The organism is Kitasatospora sp. NPDC094028 (genome assembly GCF_049543595.1).
In the GTDB taxonomy this organism is placed as follows: Bacteria; Actinomycetota; Actinomycetes; order Streptomycetales; family Streptomycetaceae; genus Kitasatospora.
In genome coordinates, this window is record NZ_JBMVFA010000008.1 from 192,779 (window position 1) to 208,555 (window position 15,777).

18 protein-coding genes and 1 pseudogene are annotated in these 15,777 nt (G+C 74.0%); 17 read left to right on the forward strand and 2 right to left on the reverse strand.

All coding sequences use genetic code 11. The features are described 5' to 3' along the window. The first annotated feature begins 100 nt into the window (after nucleotides 1-100). The 9 genes from mltG (ACPC54_RS15640) (at nucleotide 101) to ACPC54_RS15680 (ending at nucleotide 9,611) form a co-directional block, all read left to right on the forward strand. Entirely contained in the window at nucleotides 101-1,354 is a 1,254-nt protein-coding gene (gene mltG / locus ACPC54_RS15640) for an endolytic transglycosylase MltG (RefSeq protein ID WP_498965272.1), read from the forward strand. Between the two features lie 183 nt (nucleotides 1,355-1,537). Further along, nucleotides 1,538-3,403 (forward strand): endolytic transglycosylase MltG, encoded by a 1,866-nt coding sequence (gene mltG, locus ACPC54_RS15645; protein ID WP_498965274.1) that lies wholly within the window; start codon nucleotides 1,538-1,540, stop codon nucleotides 3,401-3,403. 34 nt (nucleotides 3,404-3,437) lie between these two features. Continuing rightward, nucleotides 3,438-4,268, forward strand: coding sequence for a shikimate dehydrogenase (locus tag ACPC54_RS15650; protein ID WP_498965276.1), 831 nt, complete (start codon nucleotides 3,438-3,440; stop codon nucleotides 4,266-4,268). A 168-nt stretch (nucleotides 4,269-4,436) separates the two neighbouring features. Beyond that, nucleotides 4,437-5,621: a chorismate synthase gene (gene aroC / locus ACPC54_RS15655; protein ID WP_498965278.1), complete on the forward strand. Its 1,185-nt coding sequence runs from the start codon at nucleotides 4,437-4,439 to the stop codon at nucleotides 5,619-5,621. Further along, on the forward strand, nucleotides 5,618-6,139 hold the full coding sequence (locus tag ACPC54_RS15660; protein WP_498965280.1) for a shikimate kinase: 522 nt from the start codon (nucleotides 5,618-5,620) through the stop codon (nucleotides 6,137-6,139). Before aroC ends, ACPC54_RS15660 begins: the two co-directional genes overlap by 4 nt. Next, entirely contained in the window at nucleotides 6,132-7,223 is a 1,092-nt protein-coding gene (aroB, locus tag ACPC54_RS15665) for a 3-dehydroquinate synthase (RefSeq protein ID WP_498965282.1), read from the forward strand. The genes ACPC54_RS15660 and aroB overlap by 8 nt, the downstream gene beginning before the upstream one ends. 8 nt (nucleotides 7,224-7,231) lie before the next feature. Beyond that, nucleotides 7,232-7,660 (forward strand): type II 3-dehydroquinate dehydratase, encoded by a 429-nt coding sequence (gene aroQ / locus ACPC54_RS15670; RefSeq protein WP_498965388.1) that lies wholly within the window; start codon nucleotides 7,232-7,234, stop codon nucleotides 7,658-7,660. A gap of 139 nt (nucleotides 7,661-7,799) precedes the next feature. Further along, on the forward strand, nucleotides 7,800-8,723 hold the full coding sequence (locus tag ACPC54_RS15675) for an AAA family ATPase (RefSeq protein ID WP_498965389.1): 924 nt from the start codon (nucleotides 7,800-7,802) through the stop codon (nucleotides 8,721-8,723). A gap of 78 nt (nucleotides 8,724-8,801) precedes the next feature. Continuing rightward, the gene (locus ACPC54_RS15680) at nucleotides 8,802-9,611 is read left to right on the forward strand and encodes an Fpg/Nei family DNA glycosylase (protein ID WP_498965284.1); all 810 of its coding nucleotides are present in this window, start codon (nucleotides 8,802-8,804) and stop codon (nucleotides 9,609-9,611) included. Between the two features lie 22 nt (nucleotides 9,612-9,633). On the opposite strand, the gene ACPC54_RS15685 is transcribed toward ACPC54_RS15680, so the two are convergent. Together ACPC54_RS15685 and rpmG are read right to left on the reverse strand one after the other, a co-directional pair. After that, the gene (locus ACPC54_RS15685; protein WP_498965286.1) at nucleotides 9,634-10,017 is read right to left on the reverse strand and encodes a metalloregulator ArsR/SmtB family transcription factor; all 384 of its coding nucleotides are present in this window, start codon (nucleotides 10,015-10,017) and stop codon (nucleotides 9,634-9,636) included. Between the two features lie 85 nt (nucleotides 10,018-10,102). Continuing rightward, nucleotides 10,103-10,267 (reverse strand): 50S ribosomal protein L33, encoded by a 165-nt coding sequence (gene rpmG / locus ACPC54_RS15690; protein ID WP_359829676.1) that lies wholly within the window; start codon nucleotides 10,265-10,267, stop codon nucleotides 10,103-10,105. 138 nt (nucleotides 10,268-10,405) lie between these two features. Here rpmG and rpmB point away from each other — a divergent pair, with 138 nt between their 5' ends. The 8 genes and pseudogenes from rpmB (at nucleotide 10,406) to ACPC54_RS15730 (ending at nucleotide 15,653) form a co-directional block, all read left to right on the forward strand. Continuing rightward, a complete protein-coding gene (gene rpmB / locus ACPC54_RS15695; protein WP_498965288.1) occupies nucleotides 10,406-10,642 on the forward strand; it encodes a 50S ribosomal protein L28 in 237 nt (78 codons plus the stop codon). Continuing rightward, nucleotides 10,642-10,947: a 30S ribosomal protein S14 gene (gene rpsN / locus ACPC54_RS15700; protein ID WP_498965290.1), complete on the forward strand. Its 306-nt coding sequence runs from the start codon at nucleotides 10,642-10,644 to the stop codon at nucleotides 10,945-10,947. The genes rpmB and rpsN overlap by 1 nt, the downstream gene beginning before the upstream one ends. Next, nucleotides 10,944-12,137, forward strand: a complete 1,194-nt coding sequence (locus ACPC54_RS15705) for a CobW family GTP-binding protein (protein WP_498965292.1) — start codon at nucleotides 10,944-10,946, stop codon at nucleotides 12,135-12,137. Before rpsN ends, ACPC54_RS15705 begins: the two co-directional genes overlap by 4 nt. Further along, nucleotides 12,134-12,247, forward strand: a pseudogene (locus tag ACPC54_RS15710) (hypothetical protein); the annotation flags it as partial. The gene ACPC54_RS15705 and the pseudogene ACPC54_RS15710, both read left to right, overlap by 4 nt. A gap of 222 nt (nucleotides 12,248-12,469) precedes the next feature. Then, on the forward strand, nucleotides 12,470-13,576 hold the full coding sequence (locus tag ACPC54_RS15715; protein ID WP_498965294.1) for a M24 family metallopeptidase: 1,107 nt from the start codon (nucleotides 12,470-12,472) through the stop codon (nucleotides 13,574-13,576). Between the two features lie 77 nt (nucleotides 13,577-13,653). Continuing rightward, nucleotides 13,654-14,217 carry an elongation factor P gene (efp, locus tag ACPC54_RS15720; protein WP_498965296.1) on the forward strand — a complete coding sequence of 188 codons (564 nt, stop codon included), beginning with the start codon at nucleotides 13,654-13,656 and terminating at the stop codon, nucleotides 14,215-14,217. 4 nt (nucleotides 14,218-14,221) lie between these two features. Beyond that, complete coding sequence (gene nusB / locus ACPC54_RS15725) at nucleotides 14,222-14,659, forward strand: transcription antitermination factor NusB (protein ID WP_498965298.1); 438 nt, start codon at nucleotides 14,222-14,224, stop codon at nucleotides 14,657-14,659. A 154-nt stretch (nucleotides 14,660-14,813) separates the two neighbouring features. Beyond that, nucleotides 14,814-15,653 carry a thioesterase family protein gene (locus tag ACPC54_RS15730; RefSeq protein WP_498965300.1) on the forward strand — a complete coding sequence of 280 codons (840 nt, stop codon included), beginning with the start codon at nucleotides 14,814-14,816 and terminating at the stop codon, nucleotides 15,651-15,653. Nucleotides 15,654-15,777 lie beyond the last annotated feature (124 nt).

The window sequence follows — 15,777 nt, forward strand, 5'->3', positions numbered from 1 at the left end:
CCTGCTCGTGTCGCTGCGGCCTTTCGGATCGGTTTCCGATCGGCGCTGATCGACATGGACGGATCCGGGCCGGTTCGAGATCGCCGAGGGGACGCGAGCCATGACCGACCAGGACTGCCACCCGGGACTCACCCCCGGCCACCTGGGTGCGCCGGTGTGGGAACCGGAGGGTCGGCCGCCGTCCGCGCCCCGTCCGCGCTCCGATGCGCCCGATCCGCACCGACGGCGTAACGGGCTGGCCTGCGGGCTCACCGCGCTCGCCCTGGTCGCGGTGATCGGCGGGGTCGGACTGACCGGCTACACCTGGTTCCAGGGGCAGCGCCGGCCGGCGGCCGCCGCCGACTTCGCCGGGCAGGGCAGCGGCAGCGTCCAGGTCTCGGTGCCGGAGGGCGCCGGCCTGTCCCAGATCGCCTCCGCGCTGGTCCGCAACGGGGTGGTGGCCAGCTCGCTCGCCTTCACCCGGGCCGCGAAGGGCAGCGCGGCGGCCGCCGGGCGGATCCAGCCGGGGACGTACACCCTCAAGCTGAAGATGTCGGCCGCGGCCGCGCTCGCCGTCCTGATCGACCCGGCCAACGCCAACGGCCTGACCATCCCCGAGGGCTGGCGCGGCTACCAGGTCTTCGCCGCGATCGACAAGAAGCTGAACCTCCCCGAGGGCACCACCCAGCGCACCGCGAAGGAGCAGAGCGCCGAACTGGGCCTGCCGGACTTCGCGGCCGGCAGCCCCGAGGGCTACCTGTTCCCCGCGACGTACAGCGTCACCGAGGGCACCACCGCGCTCGACCTGCTCAAGCAGATGGTCGAGCGGGCCGGCAAGGAGTTCAGCCGGGACGACGCCGACATCGTCGCGCAGACCCTCGGACAGAGCCTGTACGGGCTGGTCACGGTGGCCAGCATGGTCCAGGGCGAGGCCGACAACACCGAGGACATGGGCCGGGTGGCCCGGGTGATCTACAACCGGCTGGCCAAGGGCATGCCGTTGCAGCTGGACTCCACCATCAACTACGCGCTCGGCCGCTCGACGCTGAACACCACCGTCACCGAGACCAAGCTCGACTCCCCGTACAACACCTACCTGCACCCCGGGCTGCCGCCCACCCCGATCTCCAACCCCGGGCGGCAGGCGATCATGGCGGCGCTGGACCCGACGCCGGGGGACTGGCTGTACTTCGTCACCGTGAAGCCGGGCGACACCCGCTTCACCGACAGCTTCGAGGTGCAGCAGCGCAACGTCGCGGAGTTCAACGCCAACCGGGCGGCGACGCCCAGCGCTTCGCCGTCCGGGTCGGCCGCGGCGTCGGCGTCGGCCTCCGCCCCGGCTTCGGCGCCCGCGCCCGGCGCGGGGACGCCGTAGCGGACGGTGGCGGCGGGTGAGGTCGGGCACTGACGGCACGTCCGCCCTGCCGGGGGCCCGGCTGCGGTACGGTAACGTCTCCTCCCAGGCGTCGCGCTAGCACGCCGGTTCGAGAATCAGCCGGGACGGCGTCCCGGACGGCCGGTCCGATCCGTCGGTCGTCACTGTCGGTTAAGGGGATCAATGACCGATCTGGGTCGGGGCTACGGCCCCCAGGGCGAGCCGTGGCACCCCGGTGATCCCGGGTACGGCGGCCAGCAGCCGGTCCCCGGCCAGCAGGACGGCCAGTGGCAGCAGCAGTACCAGCAGCCGCAGCAGGGCTACCAGCAGCAGCCGATGGCGCAGCAGCAGGGGCAGTACCCGCAGCAGCAGGCGCCGCAGCAGGGGCAGTACCCGCAGCAGATGCAGCCGCAGGGCGGCCAGTACGGCCAGCAGCAGGGCTACCCGGGCGGGCAGCAGCAGGGGTACCCGCAGCACGACCAGAGCTTCGGCGGGCAGCAGGGCTTCCAGCAGCAGGCGCCGCAGCAGGGGCAGTACCCGCAGCAGCAGGTGCCCCAGCCGATGCCGCAGCAGGGCCAGTACCCGCAGCAGATGCAGCCGCAGGGCGGCGGCCAGTACGGGCAGCAGCAGATGCCGCAGCAGGCCCAGCAGCAGGCCCCGCAGGCCCAGCAGATGGGCCAGCAGGTCCGGCAGCCGGTGCCGGCGCAGCCCGAGCCGGTGTCCGGCCCCGGCCCGGACGGCATCGACTGGGAGGCCGAGGCCGCCGCGCTGGAGGCCGGGGCCGACCCGGTCGGCGGCGCGCACGAGGCCGAGGCCGAGGAGTGGGACGGCCACCCCGAGGAGCACCCGGACGGCCACCACGAGGACGGCGGGTACGTCGACGAGGAGGCCGAGCACGAGGGCGGCTTCCTCGGCGTGGAGGACGAGTCCCGCGACGCGAAGAAGAAGCGCAAGGAGAAGAGCAAGAAGTCGGGCCGCCGCAACGGCGGCGCCTGCCTGGTGGTCGCGCTGGTGCTGCTCGGTGCCGTGGGCGGCGCCGGCTGGTGGGGCTACGGCTTCTACCAGGACCACTTCGGCCCGCCGCCGGACTTCTCGGGCGAGGGCAGCGGCAGCGTCCAGGTCGAGGTGGAGAAGGGCGCGGTCGGCGGGCAGATCGGCCTGAAGCTGAAGAACGCCGGCGTGGTCAAGAGCGTCGACGCCTTCACCAAGGCCTGCGACGCCGACAAGAAGTGCCAGAACATCCAGCCCGGCTTCTACGCGCTGAAGAAGGAGATGTCGGCGGCCTCCGCCGTGCAGGCCCTGGTCGACCAGATGGGCGGCGCCGCGCTGGTGCTGCCCGAGGGGCTCAACTCCACCGAGATCTTCGCCAAGATCGACGACAAGCTGAAGCTGGCGAAGGGCACCACGGCGGGCGTCGCCAAGGCCCAGGCCGGCAGCCTCGGCCTGCCCGCGTACGCGAACGGCAACATCGAGGGCTTCCTCTGGCCGACGCGCTACAACGTCTCCGACGGCATGAAGCCCGAGGACCTGCTCAAGCAGATGGTCAAGAACGCCACCGAGAAGTACGCGAGCCTGGACGGCCAGGCCTCCCAGGTGGGCCTCAAGAACGGCTACGAGGTGCTCATCGAGGCGAGCATCCTGCAGCGCGAGGGCAACAACGTCGCGGACTTCGCCAAGATGGCCAAGACCATCCAGAACCGGCTGGCCAACGAGCCCGAGACCCACCACCGGCTCGGCATGGACACCACGCTGCAGTACTCGCTGGGCCGCAAGGAGCTCAACAAGAAGGACATGGACGACGCGTCCAACAAGTACAACACCTACCTCAACCCGGGCCTGCCGCCGACGCCGATCTCCAACCCCGGCGACGACGCGATCAACGCGGTGCTGCACCCGGCGGACGGCAAGTGGCTGTACTTCATCGCGATGTCCGCGAGCGAGACCCGGTTCGCCGAGACGTCCAAGGAGCACTACGCCAACGTCGAGGAGTACTGCAAGAACGCCGGGCAGGGCTTCGACAAGGAGCGCGGCCACTGCACCAGCAAGTAGCCCCGGCTCGAAGGACGTTCACGGAGAGGCAGCGTTGACCAGCAAGCACCGGGCGGCCGTCCTCGGCTCGCCGATCGCGCACTCGCTCTCGCCGGACCTGCACCGGGCCGCCTTCGCGGCGCTCGGGCTGGACGGCTGGCGCTACGACCGCTTCGAGGTCGACGAGGCCGGGCTGCCCGGCTTCCTCGCCGGGCTGGACGAGGCCGAGTGGGCGGGGCTGTCGCTGACCATGCCGCTCAAGCGGGCCGTCATCCCGCTGCTCGACGAGGTGAGTGCGACGGCCCGCTCGGTGGACGCCGTCAACACCGTGGTGTTCACCGCGGACGGACGGCGCACCGGGGACAACACCGACGTCCCCGGCCTGGTGAACGCGCTGCGCGAGCGCGGGATCACCGAGGTGCCCGAGGCGGCCGTGCTCGGCGCCGGGGCGACCGCCTCCTCGGCGCTGGCGGCGCTCGCCCAGATCTGCTCGGGCGAGGTCACCGTCTACGTCCGCAGCCCCGAACGGGCCAGGGAGATGGCCGAGTTGGGCGAGCGGCTGGGGGTCAGGACGCGCACCGCCGACTGGGCTCGCGGGGCCGAGGCGCTGGCCCGGCCGCTGACCGTCTCCACCACGCCGGTCGGCGCCACGGACGGCTTCGCCGAGTCGCTGCCGGCCGCGCCCGGCGCGCTGTTCGACGTGCTCTACCACCCGTGGCCGACCGCGCTGGCCGCCGCCTGCGCCGGGCGCGGGGCCATCGTGCTGGGCGGGCTGGACCTCCTGGTGCACCAGGCGGTGTTGCAGAGCGAGGCCTTCACCGGGTGCGCGCCGGGCCCGCTGGCCGCGATGCGCGCGGCGGGGGAGCGGGCGCTCGCCGGGCACTGACCCGCGGGGCACCGACCTGTCGCGCCCGTCCGAGGGGTGTCCACTTGCTGTCCGGCACGCGGACCGCGGCCCCGGTGCGCGGCCGCGGCATGAAAGGATTCGGACAGAAGGCACGCCCGGGCGGGCCCCGGCGGTGCCGTGGGCCGGTCCGCTGATGAAGGAGCTCCGTTGGGTACGTTGCGCTGGCTGACGGCGGGGGAGTCGCACGGCCCCGCACTCGTCGCGACGCTGGAGGGCCTGCCCGCCGGTGTACCGGTCACCACCACCGTGGTGGCCGACGCGCTGGCGCGCCGCCGGCTCGGTTACGGCCGCGGCGCGCGGATGAAGTTCGAGCAGGACGAGGTGACCTTCCTCGGCGGCGTCCGGCACGGCCTGACCATGGGCAGCCCGGTCGCGATCATGGTCGGCAACACCGAGTGGCCGAAGTGGGAGCAGGTCATGTCGGCCGACCCGGTCGACCCCGAGGTGCTGGCGGGCCTGGCCCGCAACGAGGCGCTCACCCGCCCCCGGCCCGGCCACGCCGACCTGGCCGGCATGCAGAAGTACTCGATCGAGGAGGCCCGGCCGATCCTGGAGCGCGCCAGCGCCCGGGAGACCGCCGCCCGCGTCGCGCTGGGCGCCGTCGCCCGCGCGTACCTGCGCGAGGTGGCCGGGATCGAGATCGTCAGCCACGTGGTCGAGCTGGCCGCCGCAAAGGCCCCGGCCGGCGTGCTGCCGCTGCCCTCGGACGAGGCCCGGCTGGACGCCGACCCGGTGCGCTGCCTGGACGCCGACGCCTCGAAGGCGATGGTCGCCGAGATCGACCAGGCCCACAAGGACGGCGACACCCTCGGCGGCGTGGTCGAGGTGCTGGCCTACGGCGTGCCGGTGGGCCTCGGCTCGCACGTGCACTGGGACCGCCGCCTGGACGCCCGGCTGGCCTCCGCGCTGATGGGCATCCAGGCGATCAAGGGCGTCGAGATCGGCGACGGCTTCGAGCTGGCCCGGGTGCCCGGCTCGAAGGCGCACGACGAGATCGTGCCGACCCCCGAGGGCGTCAAGCGCACCTCCGGCCGGGCCGGCGGCACCGAGGGCGGCCTGTCCACCGGTGAGGTGCTGCGGGTGCGCGCCGCGATGAAGCCGATCGCGACCGTGCCGCGGGCGCTGCAGACCCTGGACGTGCGGACCGGCGAGCCGGCCAAGGCGCACCACCAGCGGTCGGACGTCTGCGCCGTGCCGGCCGCCGGCATCGTCGCCGAGGCGATGGTCGCGCTGGTGCTGGCCGACGCCGTGAACGAGAAGTTCGGCGGCGACCACGTGTCCGAGACCCGTCGCAACGTGCAGGGCTACCTCGACCACCTGATCGTTCGATGAGCGAGCCCGTGGTGGTGCTGGTCGGTCCGCCCGGCAGTGGCAAGTCCACCGTCGGACGGGCGCTGGCCGAGCGCCTGGGTCTGGGCTTCCGGGACACCGACGCCGACATCGAGGCGGCGGCCGGCAAGCCGATCCCGGAGATCTTCATCGACGAGGGCGAGCCGCACTTCCGCGCGCTGGAGGTGGCCGCCGTCCGCGCGGCCGCGACCGGGCACGACGGTGTGCTGGCGCTCGGCGGCGGCGCGGTGATGGCCGAGGCCACCCGCGCGCTGCTGCGCGAGCTGCCGGTCGTGTTCCTGGAGGTCCCGCTGGCCGACGCCGTGAAGCGGGTCGGCCTGGACGCGCCGCGCCCGCTGCTGGCCGTCAACCCGCGGGCCCGCTGGCGCGAGCTGATGGAGGCCCGCCGGCCCCTCTACCTGGAGGTGGCCACCGCCGTCGTCGACACTGCCGGCCGCACGCCCGAGCAGGTCGCGGACGCCGTACTGGAAGCACTGGAGCTGAAGACCCCCCATGACTGACCCCATCGTCAGGATTCACGTCGGCGGCAGCGCCGGCCACGACCCGTACGACGTGCTGATCGGGCACCAACTGCTCGGCGAGCTGGCGCCGCTGATCGGCGGCCGGGCGAAGCGGGTCGCGATCATCCACCCGGAGGCGCTGGCCGCCACCGCCGACGCGATCCGCGAGGACCTGGCCGCCGAGGGCTACGAGGCGATCGGCCTGCAGGTGCCGAACGCCGAGGACGCCAAGAGCGCCGAGGTCGCCGCGTACTGCTGGTCGGTGCTCGGCCAGACCGGCTTCACCCGCAGCGACGTCGTCGTCGGCCTCGGCGGCGGTGCCACCACCGACCTGGCCGGCTTCGTCGCCGCCACCTGGCTGCGCGGGGTGCGCTGGATCTCGATGCCCACCACGCTGCTCGGCATGGTCGACGCGGCCGTGGGCGGCAAGACCGGCATCAACATCGCCGAGGGCAAGAACATGGTCGGCGCCTTCCACCCGCCGGTCGGCGTGCTGGCCGACCTCGGCACCCTGGAGACCGTGCCCCGGCACGACTACGTCTCCGGCCTCGCCGAGGTCATCAAGTGCGGCTTCATCGCCGACCCGGCGATCCTCGACCTGATCGAGGCGGACCCGGAGGGCGCGAAGTCGCCGGCCGGCCCGCACACCGTGGAGCTGATCCGCCGGGCCATCCAGGTCAAGGCCGACGTGGTCTCCGGGGACCTCAAGGAGTCCGGCCGCCGGGAGATCCTCAACTACGGCCACACCCTGGGCCACGCCATCGAGCGGGCCGAGCGGTACAAGTGGCGGCACGGCGCCGCGATCTCCATCGGCATGGTCTTCGCCGCCGAACTCGGCCGCCTGGCCGGCCGGTTGGACGACGAGACGGCCGACCGGCACCGCAGCATCCTGGCCTCGGTCGGGCTGCCGCTGAGCTACCGGGCGGACGCCTGGCCGAAGCTGCTGGACGCGATGAAGATCGACAAGAAGTCGCGCGGCGACCTGATCCGCTTCATCGTCCTGGACGGCCTCGGCAAGACCTCCGTGCTGGAGGGCCCCGACCCGTCGCTGCTGGTCGCGGCCTACGCCGAGGTCTCCTCGTGACCCGGGTGATGGTGCTCAACGGCCCCAACCTGGGCCGGCTGGGCAGCCGCGAGCCCGACGTCTACGGCGCCACCTCGTACGCCGGGCTGGTCGAGCGCTGCACGGCGCTGGGCAGGGAGTTCGGCTTCGAGGTCGAGGTCCACGAGACCAACTCCGAGCAGCAGATGGTGGAGTGGCTGCACGAGGCGGCGGACGGGAAGGTGCCTGTGGTGATCAACCCGGGCGCGTTCACGCACTACTCGTACGCGATGCGGGACGCCGCCGCGCAGCGCACCGCGCCGCTGATCGAGGTGCACATCTCCAACCCGTACGCCCGGGAGGCCTTCCGGCACACCTCGGTGATCGCCGCGGTGGCCTCCGGCACCATCGCCGGGTTCGGGATCGGCTCGTACGAGCTGGCGCTGCGCGCCCTGGCCGAGCAGCTGACGACGCGCTGAGTGCCCGGCGCGGGGCCCGGTGGCGGACTGTGCCCGCCGCCGGGCCGCCGTGTAGTGTCCCCGCTGAAAGGTGTCGGGAGGTGCCGTGACGCAGTACGCCGCAGGCGGGCAGGTCCCGCCGCGTCCCGCGGGTCCGCCGGTGCCGCCGGTGGGCGGTGCGGCCGGGCCCGTTCCGCCGTCGCCACCACCGCCGCCCCCGCCCGCGCCGGCGGTCGCTCCGTCAGCACCGGCGCCCGGGCCGGGAACCGGTGCCGGGCCGGCGCCGCGGCCGGTGCAGCCGCCCGTGCCGACTCCGGCGCCCGCACCGACTCCGGTAGCGCCGCCCGCGCCCGCTCCCGCGCCGACTCCGGTAGCGCCGCCCGCACCCGCTCCCGCGCCGGTGCCCGTCCACGCGACGGTGCAGCTGACGACCGTGCCCGTGCCGCCCGGCGGCACCGGGCACTTCGTGCTGCCCCCCGGCACGCCCGTCCAGCTGCCCGCCCACCCGCCGCGGCCGCACGCGCCCGCCGGGCCGATCGCGGTGCTGCTGATCGGGCCCGCCGGGGCCGGCAAGACCACCGTCGCCCGGTACTGGGCCGAGCGGCGGCCCACCCCGACCGCCCACGTCAGCCTGGACGACGTCCGCGAGTGGGTGCAGTCCGGCTTCGCCAACCCGCAGTCGGGCTGGAACAACGCCTCCGAGGCGCAGTACCGGCTGGCCCGGCGCACCTGCGGCTTCGCGTGCCGCAACTACCTGGCCAACGGCATCTCCTGCATCATCGACGACGCCGTCTTCCCGGACCGCCCGGCGATCGGCCTGGGCGGCTGGAAGCGGCACATCGGCCCGGGCATGCTCCCGGTCGTGCTGCTGCCGAGCCTGGACTCGGTGCTGCGCCGCAACTCCCGGCGCAGCGGCAACCGGCGGCTCGGCGACGAGGAGGTGGCGCGCATCCACGGGCGGATGGCGGGCTGGTACAACTCCGGGCTGCCGATCATCGACAACTCGTACCTGGACGTCGCCGGTACGGCCGCCGAGCTGGACCGGGTGATCCTGGCGCGGCTGATGGGGATGCCGGTCCGCTGAGCCGAGGGACGCGGGAGTGTCGGTGCCGGCTGGGATGATGGACCGGTCCAGTCGAACCGACCGTGGGGAGTCGCGCCCGTGCCGGAAGGCCACATCATCCACCGCCTCGCCGCCGAGAACCTGAAGGCCTTCGGCGGCCGCGCCGTCCGGGCCGCCAGCCCGCAGGGCCGCTTCGCCGACGAGGCGAAGGTGATCGACGGGCAGCTGCTGACGGGCGCGGAGGCCTTCGGCAAGCACCTGTTCCTCGGCTTCGAGGAGGGCGGCTGGGTGCACGTCCACCTCGGTCTGTACGGCGGCTTCACCTTCGGCAGCGGCCCGGCGCCCGAGCCGGTCGGCCTGGTCCGGCTGCGGCTGGAGAACGAGGACGGCTACGCGGACCTGCGCGGCCCCAACACCTGTGCGCTGGTCACCGACGCCCAGAAGGCCGCGGTGGCGGCCCGGCTCGGCCCCGACCCGCTGCGCGCCGACGCGGACCCGGAGGCCGCCTGGCGGCGGATATCGGGCAGCCGGACGACCGTCGCCGCGCTGCTGATGGACCAGAAGGTGCTGGCCGGGGTGGGCAACGTCTACCGGGCCGAGGTGCTGTTCCGGCACGGCATCGACCCGCACCGGGCCGGGCGGGACCTCACCCGGCGGGAGTGGGACGCGATCTGGGCGGACCTGGTCGCGCTGATGCGCGAGGGCGTCGGGGCCGGCCGGATCGACACCGTCCGCCCGGAGCACACCCCCGAGGCGATGGGCCGTCCGCCGCGGGTGGACGACCACGGCGGCGAGGTGTACGTCTACCGGCGAGCGGCGATGCCGTGCCTGGTCTGCGGCACGGAGGTGCGGACGGAGGAGCACGCGGCGCGGAACCTGTTCTGGTGCCCGTCCTGCCAGCGGGCCTGAGGGCGGGCCCGCCGGGCCGGGGTCAGCAGACCGCGGCGGAGGGCTCGTTGTGCTCACCGGCGGTGCACTCGTCCAGCAGGGGGCGCATGCTCTCGTCCACCAGCCGGTAGCGCACGATGCGCCCGTCCTTGTCCCCGGTGACCACGCCGGCCGTGCGGAGCAGCCGCAGCGCCTGGGAGACGGCGGTGTCGCGCATGCCCGTGGCGACGGCGAGGTCGGAGACGGCGAGCGCACCGGCCCGGTGGAGGGCGAGCAGCAGGGCGAGCCGCCCGGGGTCGGCGAGCAGGGAGAAGCGCTCGGCCCAGGACCGGACGTGCGTGGGATCGCCGATCGCGGCGATGGCCTCGCAGACCCGGTGCCCGTCGATGGTGCGGTGGCCCGCGCGGTCGGCCGGTACGAGATGCATACCGACATTCTGGCAGGGCGGCGCGTGCCGAAGCGGCGCCTCCCCCGGGGTGGGGGAGGCGCCGCTTCGCGTCGGGCGGCGCGGTTCAGCGCTCCTCGCGGAAGTCGACGTGTCGACCTGCCGCGGGGTCGTACTTGCGCAGGACCATCCGGTCGGGGTCGTTCCGGCGGTTCTTCCGGGTCACGTACGTGTAGCCGGTGCCGGCGGTGGAGCGGAGCTTGATCACGGGGCGCAGTTCGCTGCGGGCCATCGGGGCCTCCTGGGGTCGTGGGTGCGGGGTCGGCTCGAAACCCGTACACCGAAATGGAAGTCATTTTCATGTGGTGTAACGTGAGCCCGGTCCCGCCCATTCCCGGATCCCCGGGTACCCGGACGCCAGGGAGCACCCATGTCCGCACACTGCCAACTCACCGGCCGCGGCCCCGGATTCGGCAACGCGATCTCGCACTCGCACCGCCGCACCCCGCGCCGCTTCGACCTCAACATCCAGCGCAAGCGCTACTGGCTGCCCAGCGAGGGCCGGTACGTCCGGCTCGTGCTCAGTGCCAAGGGCATCCGCACCGTCGACGCGATCGGCATCGAGGCCGCCGTCGCCCGCGTCCGGGCGCGCGGGGGGAAGGTCTGATGGCCAAGCGGAGCAAGATCGCCGGGAACGAGCGGCGGCGCACCCTCGTCGCCCGGTACGCCGAGCGCCGCGCCGAACTCAAGCGCGTCCTCGCCCACCCTGGCACCGGAACCGCCGAACGCACCGCCGCCCGGGCCGAACCGGCCCGCCAGCCGCGTGACGCCAGCGCCACCCGGGTGCGCAACCGCGACGCCGTCGACGGCCGTCCGCGCGGCTACCTGCGCGCCTTCGGCCTCTCCCGGATCAACCTGCGCGCGCACGCCCACGCCGGTCACCTGCCCGGCGTGCGCAAGGCCAGCTGGTGAGCGCCGTGGACGCGGCGGGCCCGGCATCGGCCGTCAAGCTGCCCGTGGTCGTCGTCGGCGGCCTGCACGCCGACGAACGCCGGGCCGCCGTCCAGGAGTTGGCGGCCGCGGCGGTGGACGCGGTGATCCTGCGGCACGACCTGCGGGACGCCGCGCTCGGCCTCGTCCACCGCGAACTGCGCGACGACCGCGGCGCGTTCGACCAGGACGACGTGCCGCTGCCCAACGACTGCCCCTGCTGCGCCCTGCGCGAGGACCTGCTGCCCAGGCTGCTGGAGTTCGCCGTGGACGGCCGGTACGGGCTCGCGATCGTCGAACTCTGGGGCGGCAGCGACCCGCACCCCGCCGTCGAGGTGATCGCCGGGGCAGAGGCGGACGGGCGCCGCTCGGCCGACCTGCTGGAGATCGCGGGCGTCGTCACCGCCGTCGACCCGGACCGCGTGGTCGGTGAACTCTCCGTCCCCGACGAGCTGGTGGAGCACGGCGAGCACACCGCCCGGCAGGACCGGCGGACCCGGGCGGAGGCGCTCGCCCACCAGATCGAGTACGCCACCACCCTCGCCGTACCGCGCGCCGCGGCGCACACGCCGGGGCTCGCGCTGCTGCGGCAGCTCCACCCCACCGCCCGGGTCGTCCGGCTCGGCACCGGCACGCTCACCCGGGCCGCGCTCGGCGGCTTCGACGTCCCCGCCGCCCGCGACCGCGTCAACCCGGCGATCGCCCTGCTCCCCCAGGAGGGGGACGAGGGCGGCGTCACCACGCTGGTCTGGGAACGGCGCCGGCCCCTGCACCCGGAACGGCTGCACCGGGCGCTCGACCTGCTCGTCCCCGCCGCGCAGCGCAGCCGCGGCCGGTTCTGGCTCGCCAACCGGCCCGCGCTGCTGCTCGGGTGGGACGCGGCCGGGGCCAACCTCGCCGTCGAGGAGTGCGGACCCTGGCTCGGCTCGGTGCCCGACGACGTCTGGGACCTCTACCCGCCGGCCCGCCGGGCGGCCGCCGCCCTCGACTGGCACCCCGTGCACGGCGACCGGGTGCAGCAGCTCAGCTTCACCGCGGAGGGGCTGGACGTCGACGGCATCACCGAGCTGCTCGACTCCTGCCTGCTCACCGACACCGAACTCGCCGCCGGCGAACCGGGCTGGAAGGCCCTGCCGGACGGCTTCCAGGACCTGCTCGACCCCGTCCGCTGAAGGAGCCGCCCGGGAGAGGGCCCTCCTCCCGTACGCCCGCGGCACCGCCCGACAGGAGCCCCCGGGCAGTCCCCAAGCGCAGGACCTCCCGCGGCAACACCCGGCACCGCCGCGCCCGGTGGAAGGCGAAGGCCCTGAGGCCGTCCCCGTCACCCTGCACGGGCGCGAGCTGCTCGTCCCGCAGAACCTCGTCCCCGCCTACCGGCGCGGACTGCTGGGGGAGGAGGGGAGGTAGGGCCGCCGGGGGCCGGCGGGGTCGAGGGGGCGGCGCAGGTGTGCCGCCGCGGGCCGTTCGGCGGGCGGGGCGGGGCGGGGGTCCGTAGGCTCGACGCATGGTGGATGCGTACGCGGCGCGGCGGGAGCGGGTGCGGGAGCACTGCGGTGCGGCCGGGGCCGATGCGGCGCTGGTCACCCGGGCGGCGAACGTGCGGTACCTCACGGGCTGCGCGCCGTGCGGGGCGACGGTGCTGGTGACCCGCGAGGGGGTGTTGTTGGCACTGCCGGACGATCTGCCGCCGGACGACTCGGGGGAGCACCTGATCGCCGCCGACGTCGCCCAGCTGCCGGTGTCGGCCGGGGTGGACACCGCGCTGGCCGCCGCCGCGGCGGCCGTCCGGCTGGGGGTGACGGGCCTGGCGGTGGAGGAGCACGACCTGACCGTGAGCCGGCACCGGGCGGTGGCGGCGCTGGCCGAGGGGGCCCGGCTGACGGACCTCGGGCAGCTGGTCGAGCGGCTGCGGGTGGTCAAGGACGAGCACGAGATCGCCGACCTGCGGATCGCCGCCGAGATCGCCGACCAGGCGCTCGGCGAGCTGCTGGAGTCGATCCTGGTCGGCCGCACCGAGCGGCACCTGGCGATGGAGCTGGAGCGCCGGATGATCGACCACGGCGCGGACCGGGCGGCCTTCCCGGTGTCGGTCGGCACCGGCAGCCACTCCGGCCAGCCCGCCCACCAGCCGACCGACCGCCGGGTGGAGGAGGGCGACTTCCTCACCGTCGTGCTGGGCGCCCAGTACCGGGGCTACGGCGTCTCGACGGCCCGGACCTTCGTGATCGGCGCGGCCCCCGCGCCCTGGCAGGTCGAGCTGCACCGGCTGGTCTTCCGCGCGCAGCGGGCCGGCCGGGAGGCGCTGGAACCGGGCGTGGAGCTGTCCGTGCCCGACCGGGCCGCGCGGCAGGTGCTGGAGGCGGCCGGCCACACCGAGCCGTCCCCGCACCCGATCGGCCACGGCATCGGGCTGGAGATCCGGGAGGCGCCGCGCCTCGGCCCGGTGGACATGGGTAAACTGGACAGCCGCGTACCGGTCACCGTCGGTCCGGGAGTCCACCTCCCGGGCAAGGGCGGTGTCCGGATCGAGGACACGCTCGTCGTGCGCCCCCTCGATGAGGGCGGGCCCGAGCTGCTCACCATCACCACCAAGGAGCTCCTCGCCCTGTGACGGCGGCCCGTGCGGCCGCCGGCGGCAGGACGCAAGCCTTGGTTCCTTGACAGCTATATCCAGGAGTAAGTGCGCCCGTGGCTTCCACGAACGATCTCAAGAACGGCATGGTCCTCAAGCTGGAGGGCGGCAAGCTCTGGTCCGTCGTCGAGTTCCAGCACGTCAAGCCCGGCAAGGGCCCGGCCTTCGTGCGTACCAAGCTCAAGGAGGTCCTGACCGGCAAGGTCGTCGACAAGACCTTCAACGCGGGCACCAAGGTCGAGACCGCCAACGTCGACAAGCGCGGCATGCAGTTCTCGTACAAGGACGGCGAGAACTTCGTGTTCATGGACACGGAGACCTACGACCAGCTGACGGTCGAGCCGGCCGTCGTCGGCGACGCCGCCAAGTACCTGCTGGAGGGCTTTGAGGCCCTGGTCGCCACCAACGAGGGCGCCGTGCTCTACATCGAGCTCCCGGCCTCCGTCGAGCTGACCATCGCCCACACCGAGCCGGGCGTCCAGGGCGACCGCTCCACCGGTGGCACCAAGCCGGCCACCCTGGAGACCGGCGCCGAGATCGCCGTCCCGCTCTTCGTCGTCACCGGCGAGAAGATCAAGGTCGACACCCGCGACGGCAGCTACCTCGGCCGGGTGAAGTAAGTCCGTGTCGGCCGCACGTAGCAAGGCCCGCACCCGGGCCTTCCAGATCCTCTTCGAGGCCGACCACCGCGGGGTCGACCCGCAGCGGGTCCTCGCCGACTGGGTGGCCCGCGCCCGCGAGCCGAAGCCCGACGAGGGCACCCCGCAGGTCGCCGAGTACACGATGGAGCTCGTCGAGGGGTACGTCCAGCACGCTCGTCGCATCGACGAGCTGATCTCGCAGTACGCGGTGGGCTGGACCCTCGACCGGATGCCGATCGTGGACCGCAACGTCCTGCGGCTCGGTGCGTACGAGCTGATCTGGGAGGACGGCGTCCCGGACGCGGTCGTCCTGGACGAGGCCGTCGAGATCGCCAAGGAGTTCTCCACGGACGACTCCCCGGCCTTCGTCAACGGCCTGCTGGCCCGCTTCCTGGAGCTGAAGCCGAGCATCCGCCGGTAGTCCTCCGGAAGACGACGCACGAACGCACGGCCGCCGGACCGGAACCTCGTTCCGGGTCCGGCGGCCGTTCCGCGCTTCACCCGTGCGGCGTAAGGTGGTGCCCTACTCGCCGGTAACTTGACGCCGGTAACCCGTCGAAGGGCAGGCCACCCGCATGACCACCGTGACCCGCAGCGAGTTCGACCAGGGCATCGCCCTCACCAGACACGCCGAGGAGCCCGGCCGCTACGACGGCGAACTGGGTACCGGTTGGCAGATCGGCGGCGGCGTCAACGGCGGGCTGCTGCTCGCCGTGGCCGCGCACGCGCTCTCGCTGGAGCACGGGCAGCACGCGCCGCACCCGGACCCGATCTCGATCAGCGGCTACTACCTGTCCGCCTCCGCCCCCGGCCCGGCCACCGTCCGCACCGAGGTGCTGCGCACCGGCCGCGGCCTGTCCACCGGCACCGCCTCGCTCAGCCAGGACGGCGTCGAGCGGCTGCGCGTGGTGGCCAGCCACGGCGACCTCGCCACCGCGGACGGCGAGGTGCGCACCACGGCCACGCCGCCGCAGCTGCCGCCGCCGGACCAGTGCATCGGCATCGAGCACGCCCCCCGGCAGCTGGTCGAGCAGGCCGCCCTGCTGGAGCGCTTCGACCTGCGGCTCGACCCGGCCGCGGTCGGCTGGGCGCTCGGGCAGCCCTCCGGCCAGGGCCGGATCCAGGGCTGGTTCCGGCTCGCGGACGGCCGCCAGCCCGACCCGCTGATGCTCCTGCTGGTCGCCGACGCGCTGCCGCCGGTCACCTTCGACCTCGGCCTGCCCGGCTGGGCCCCGACCGTCGAGCTGACCGTCCACCTGCGTGCCAAGCCCGCCCCGGGCTGGCTGCGGGTCGTCCACGCCACCCGCAACCTGGCCGGCGGGTACTTCGAGGAGGACGCCGAGGTCTGGGACGAGACCGGCCGCCTCGTCGCGCAGTCCCGGCAGCTGGCCCGGGTGCCGCGTAGCCAGGGCTGATCCTCCATCGGACATTCCGACTTACGTTCGGTTACATTCCTGTGACACGCCGTACGTGTGCGGCGCGCGCGGGTGGGGAGGAAGACGGTCGGCGGGACGCCCGCCGTCGACCGTCACCCGCCGA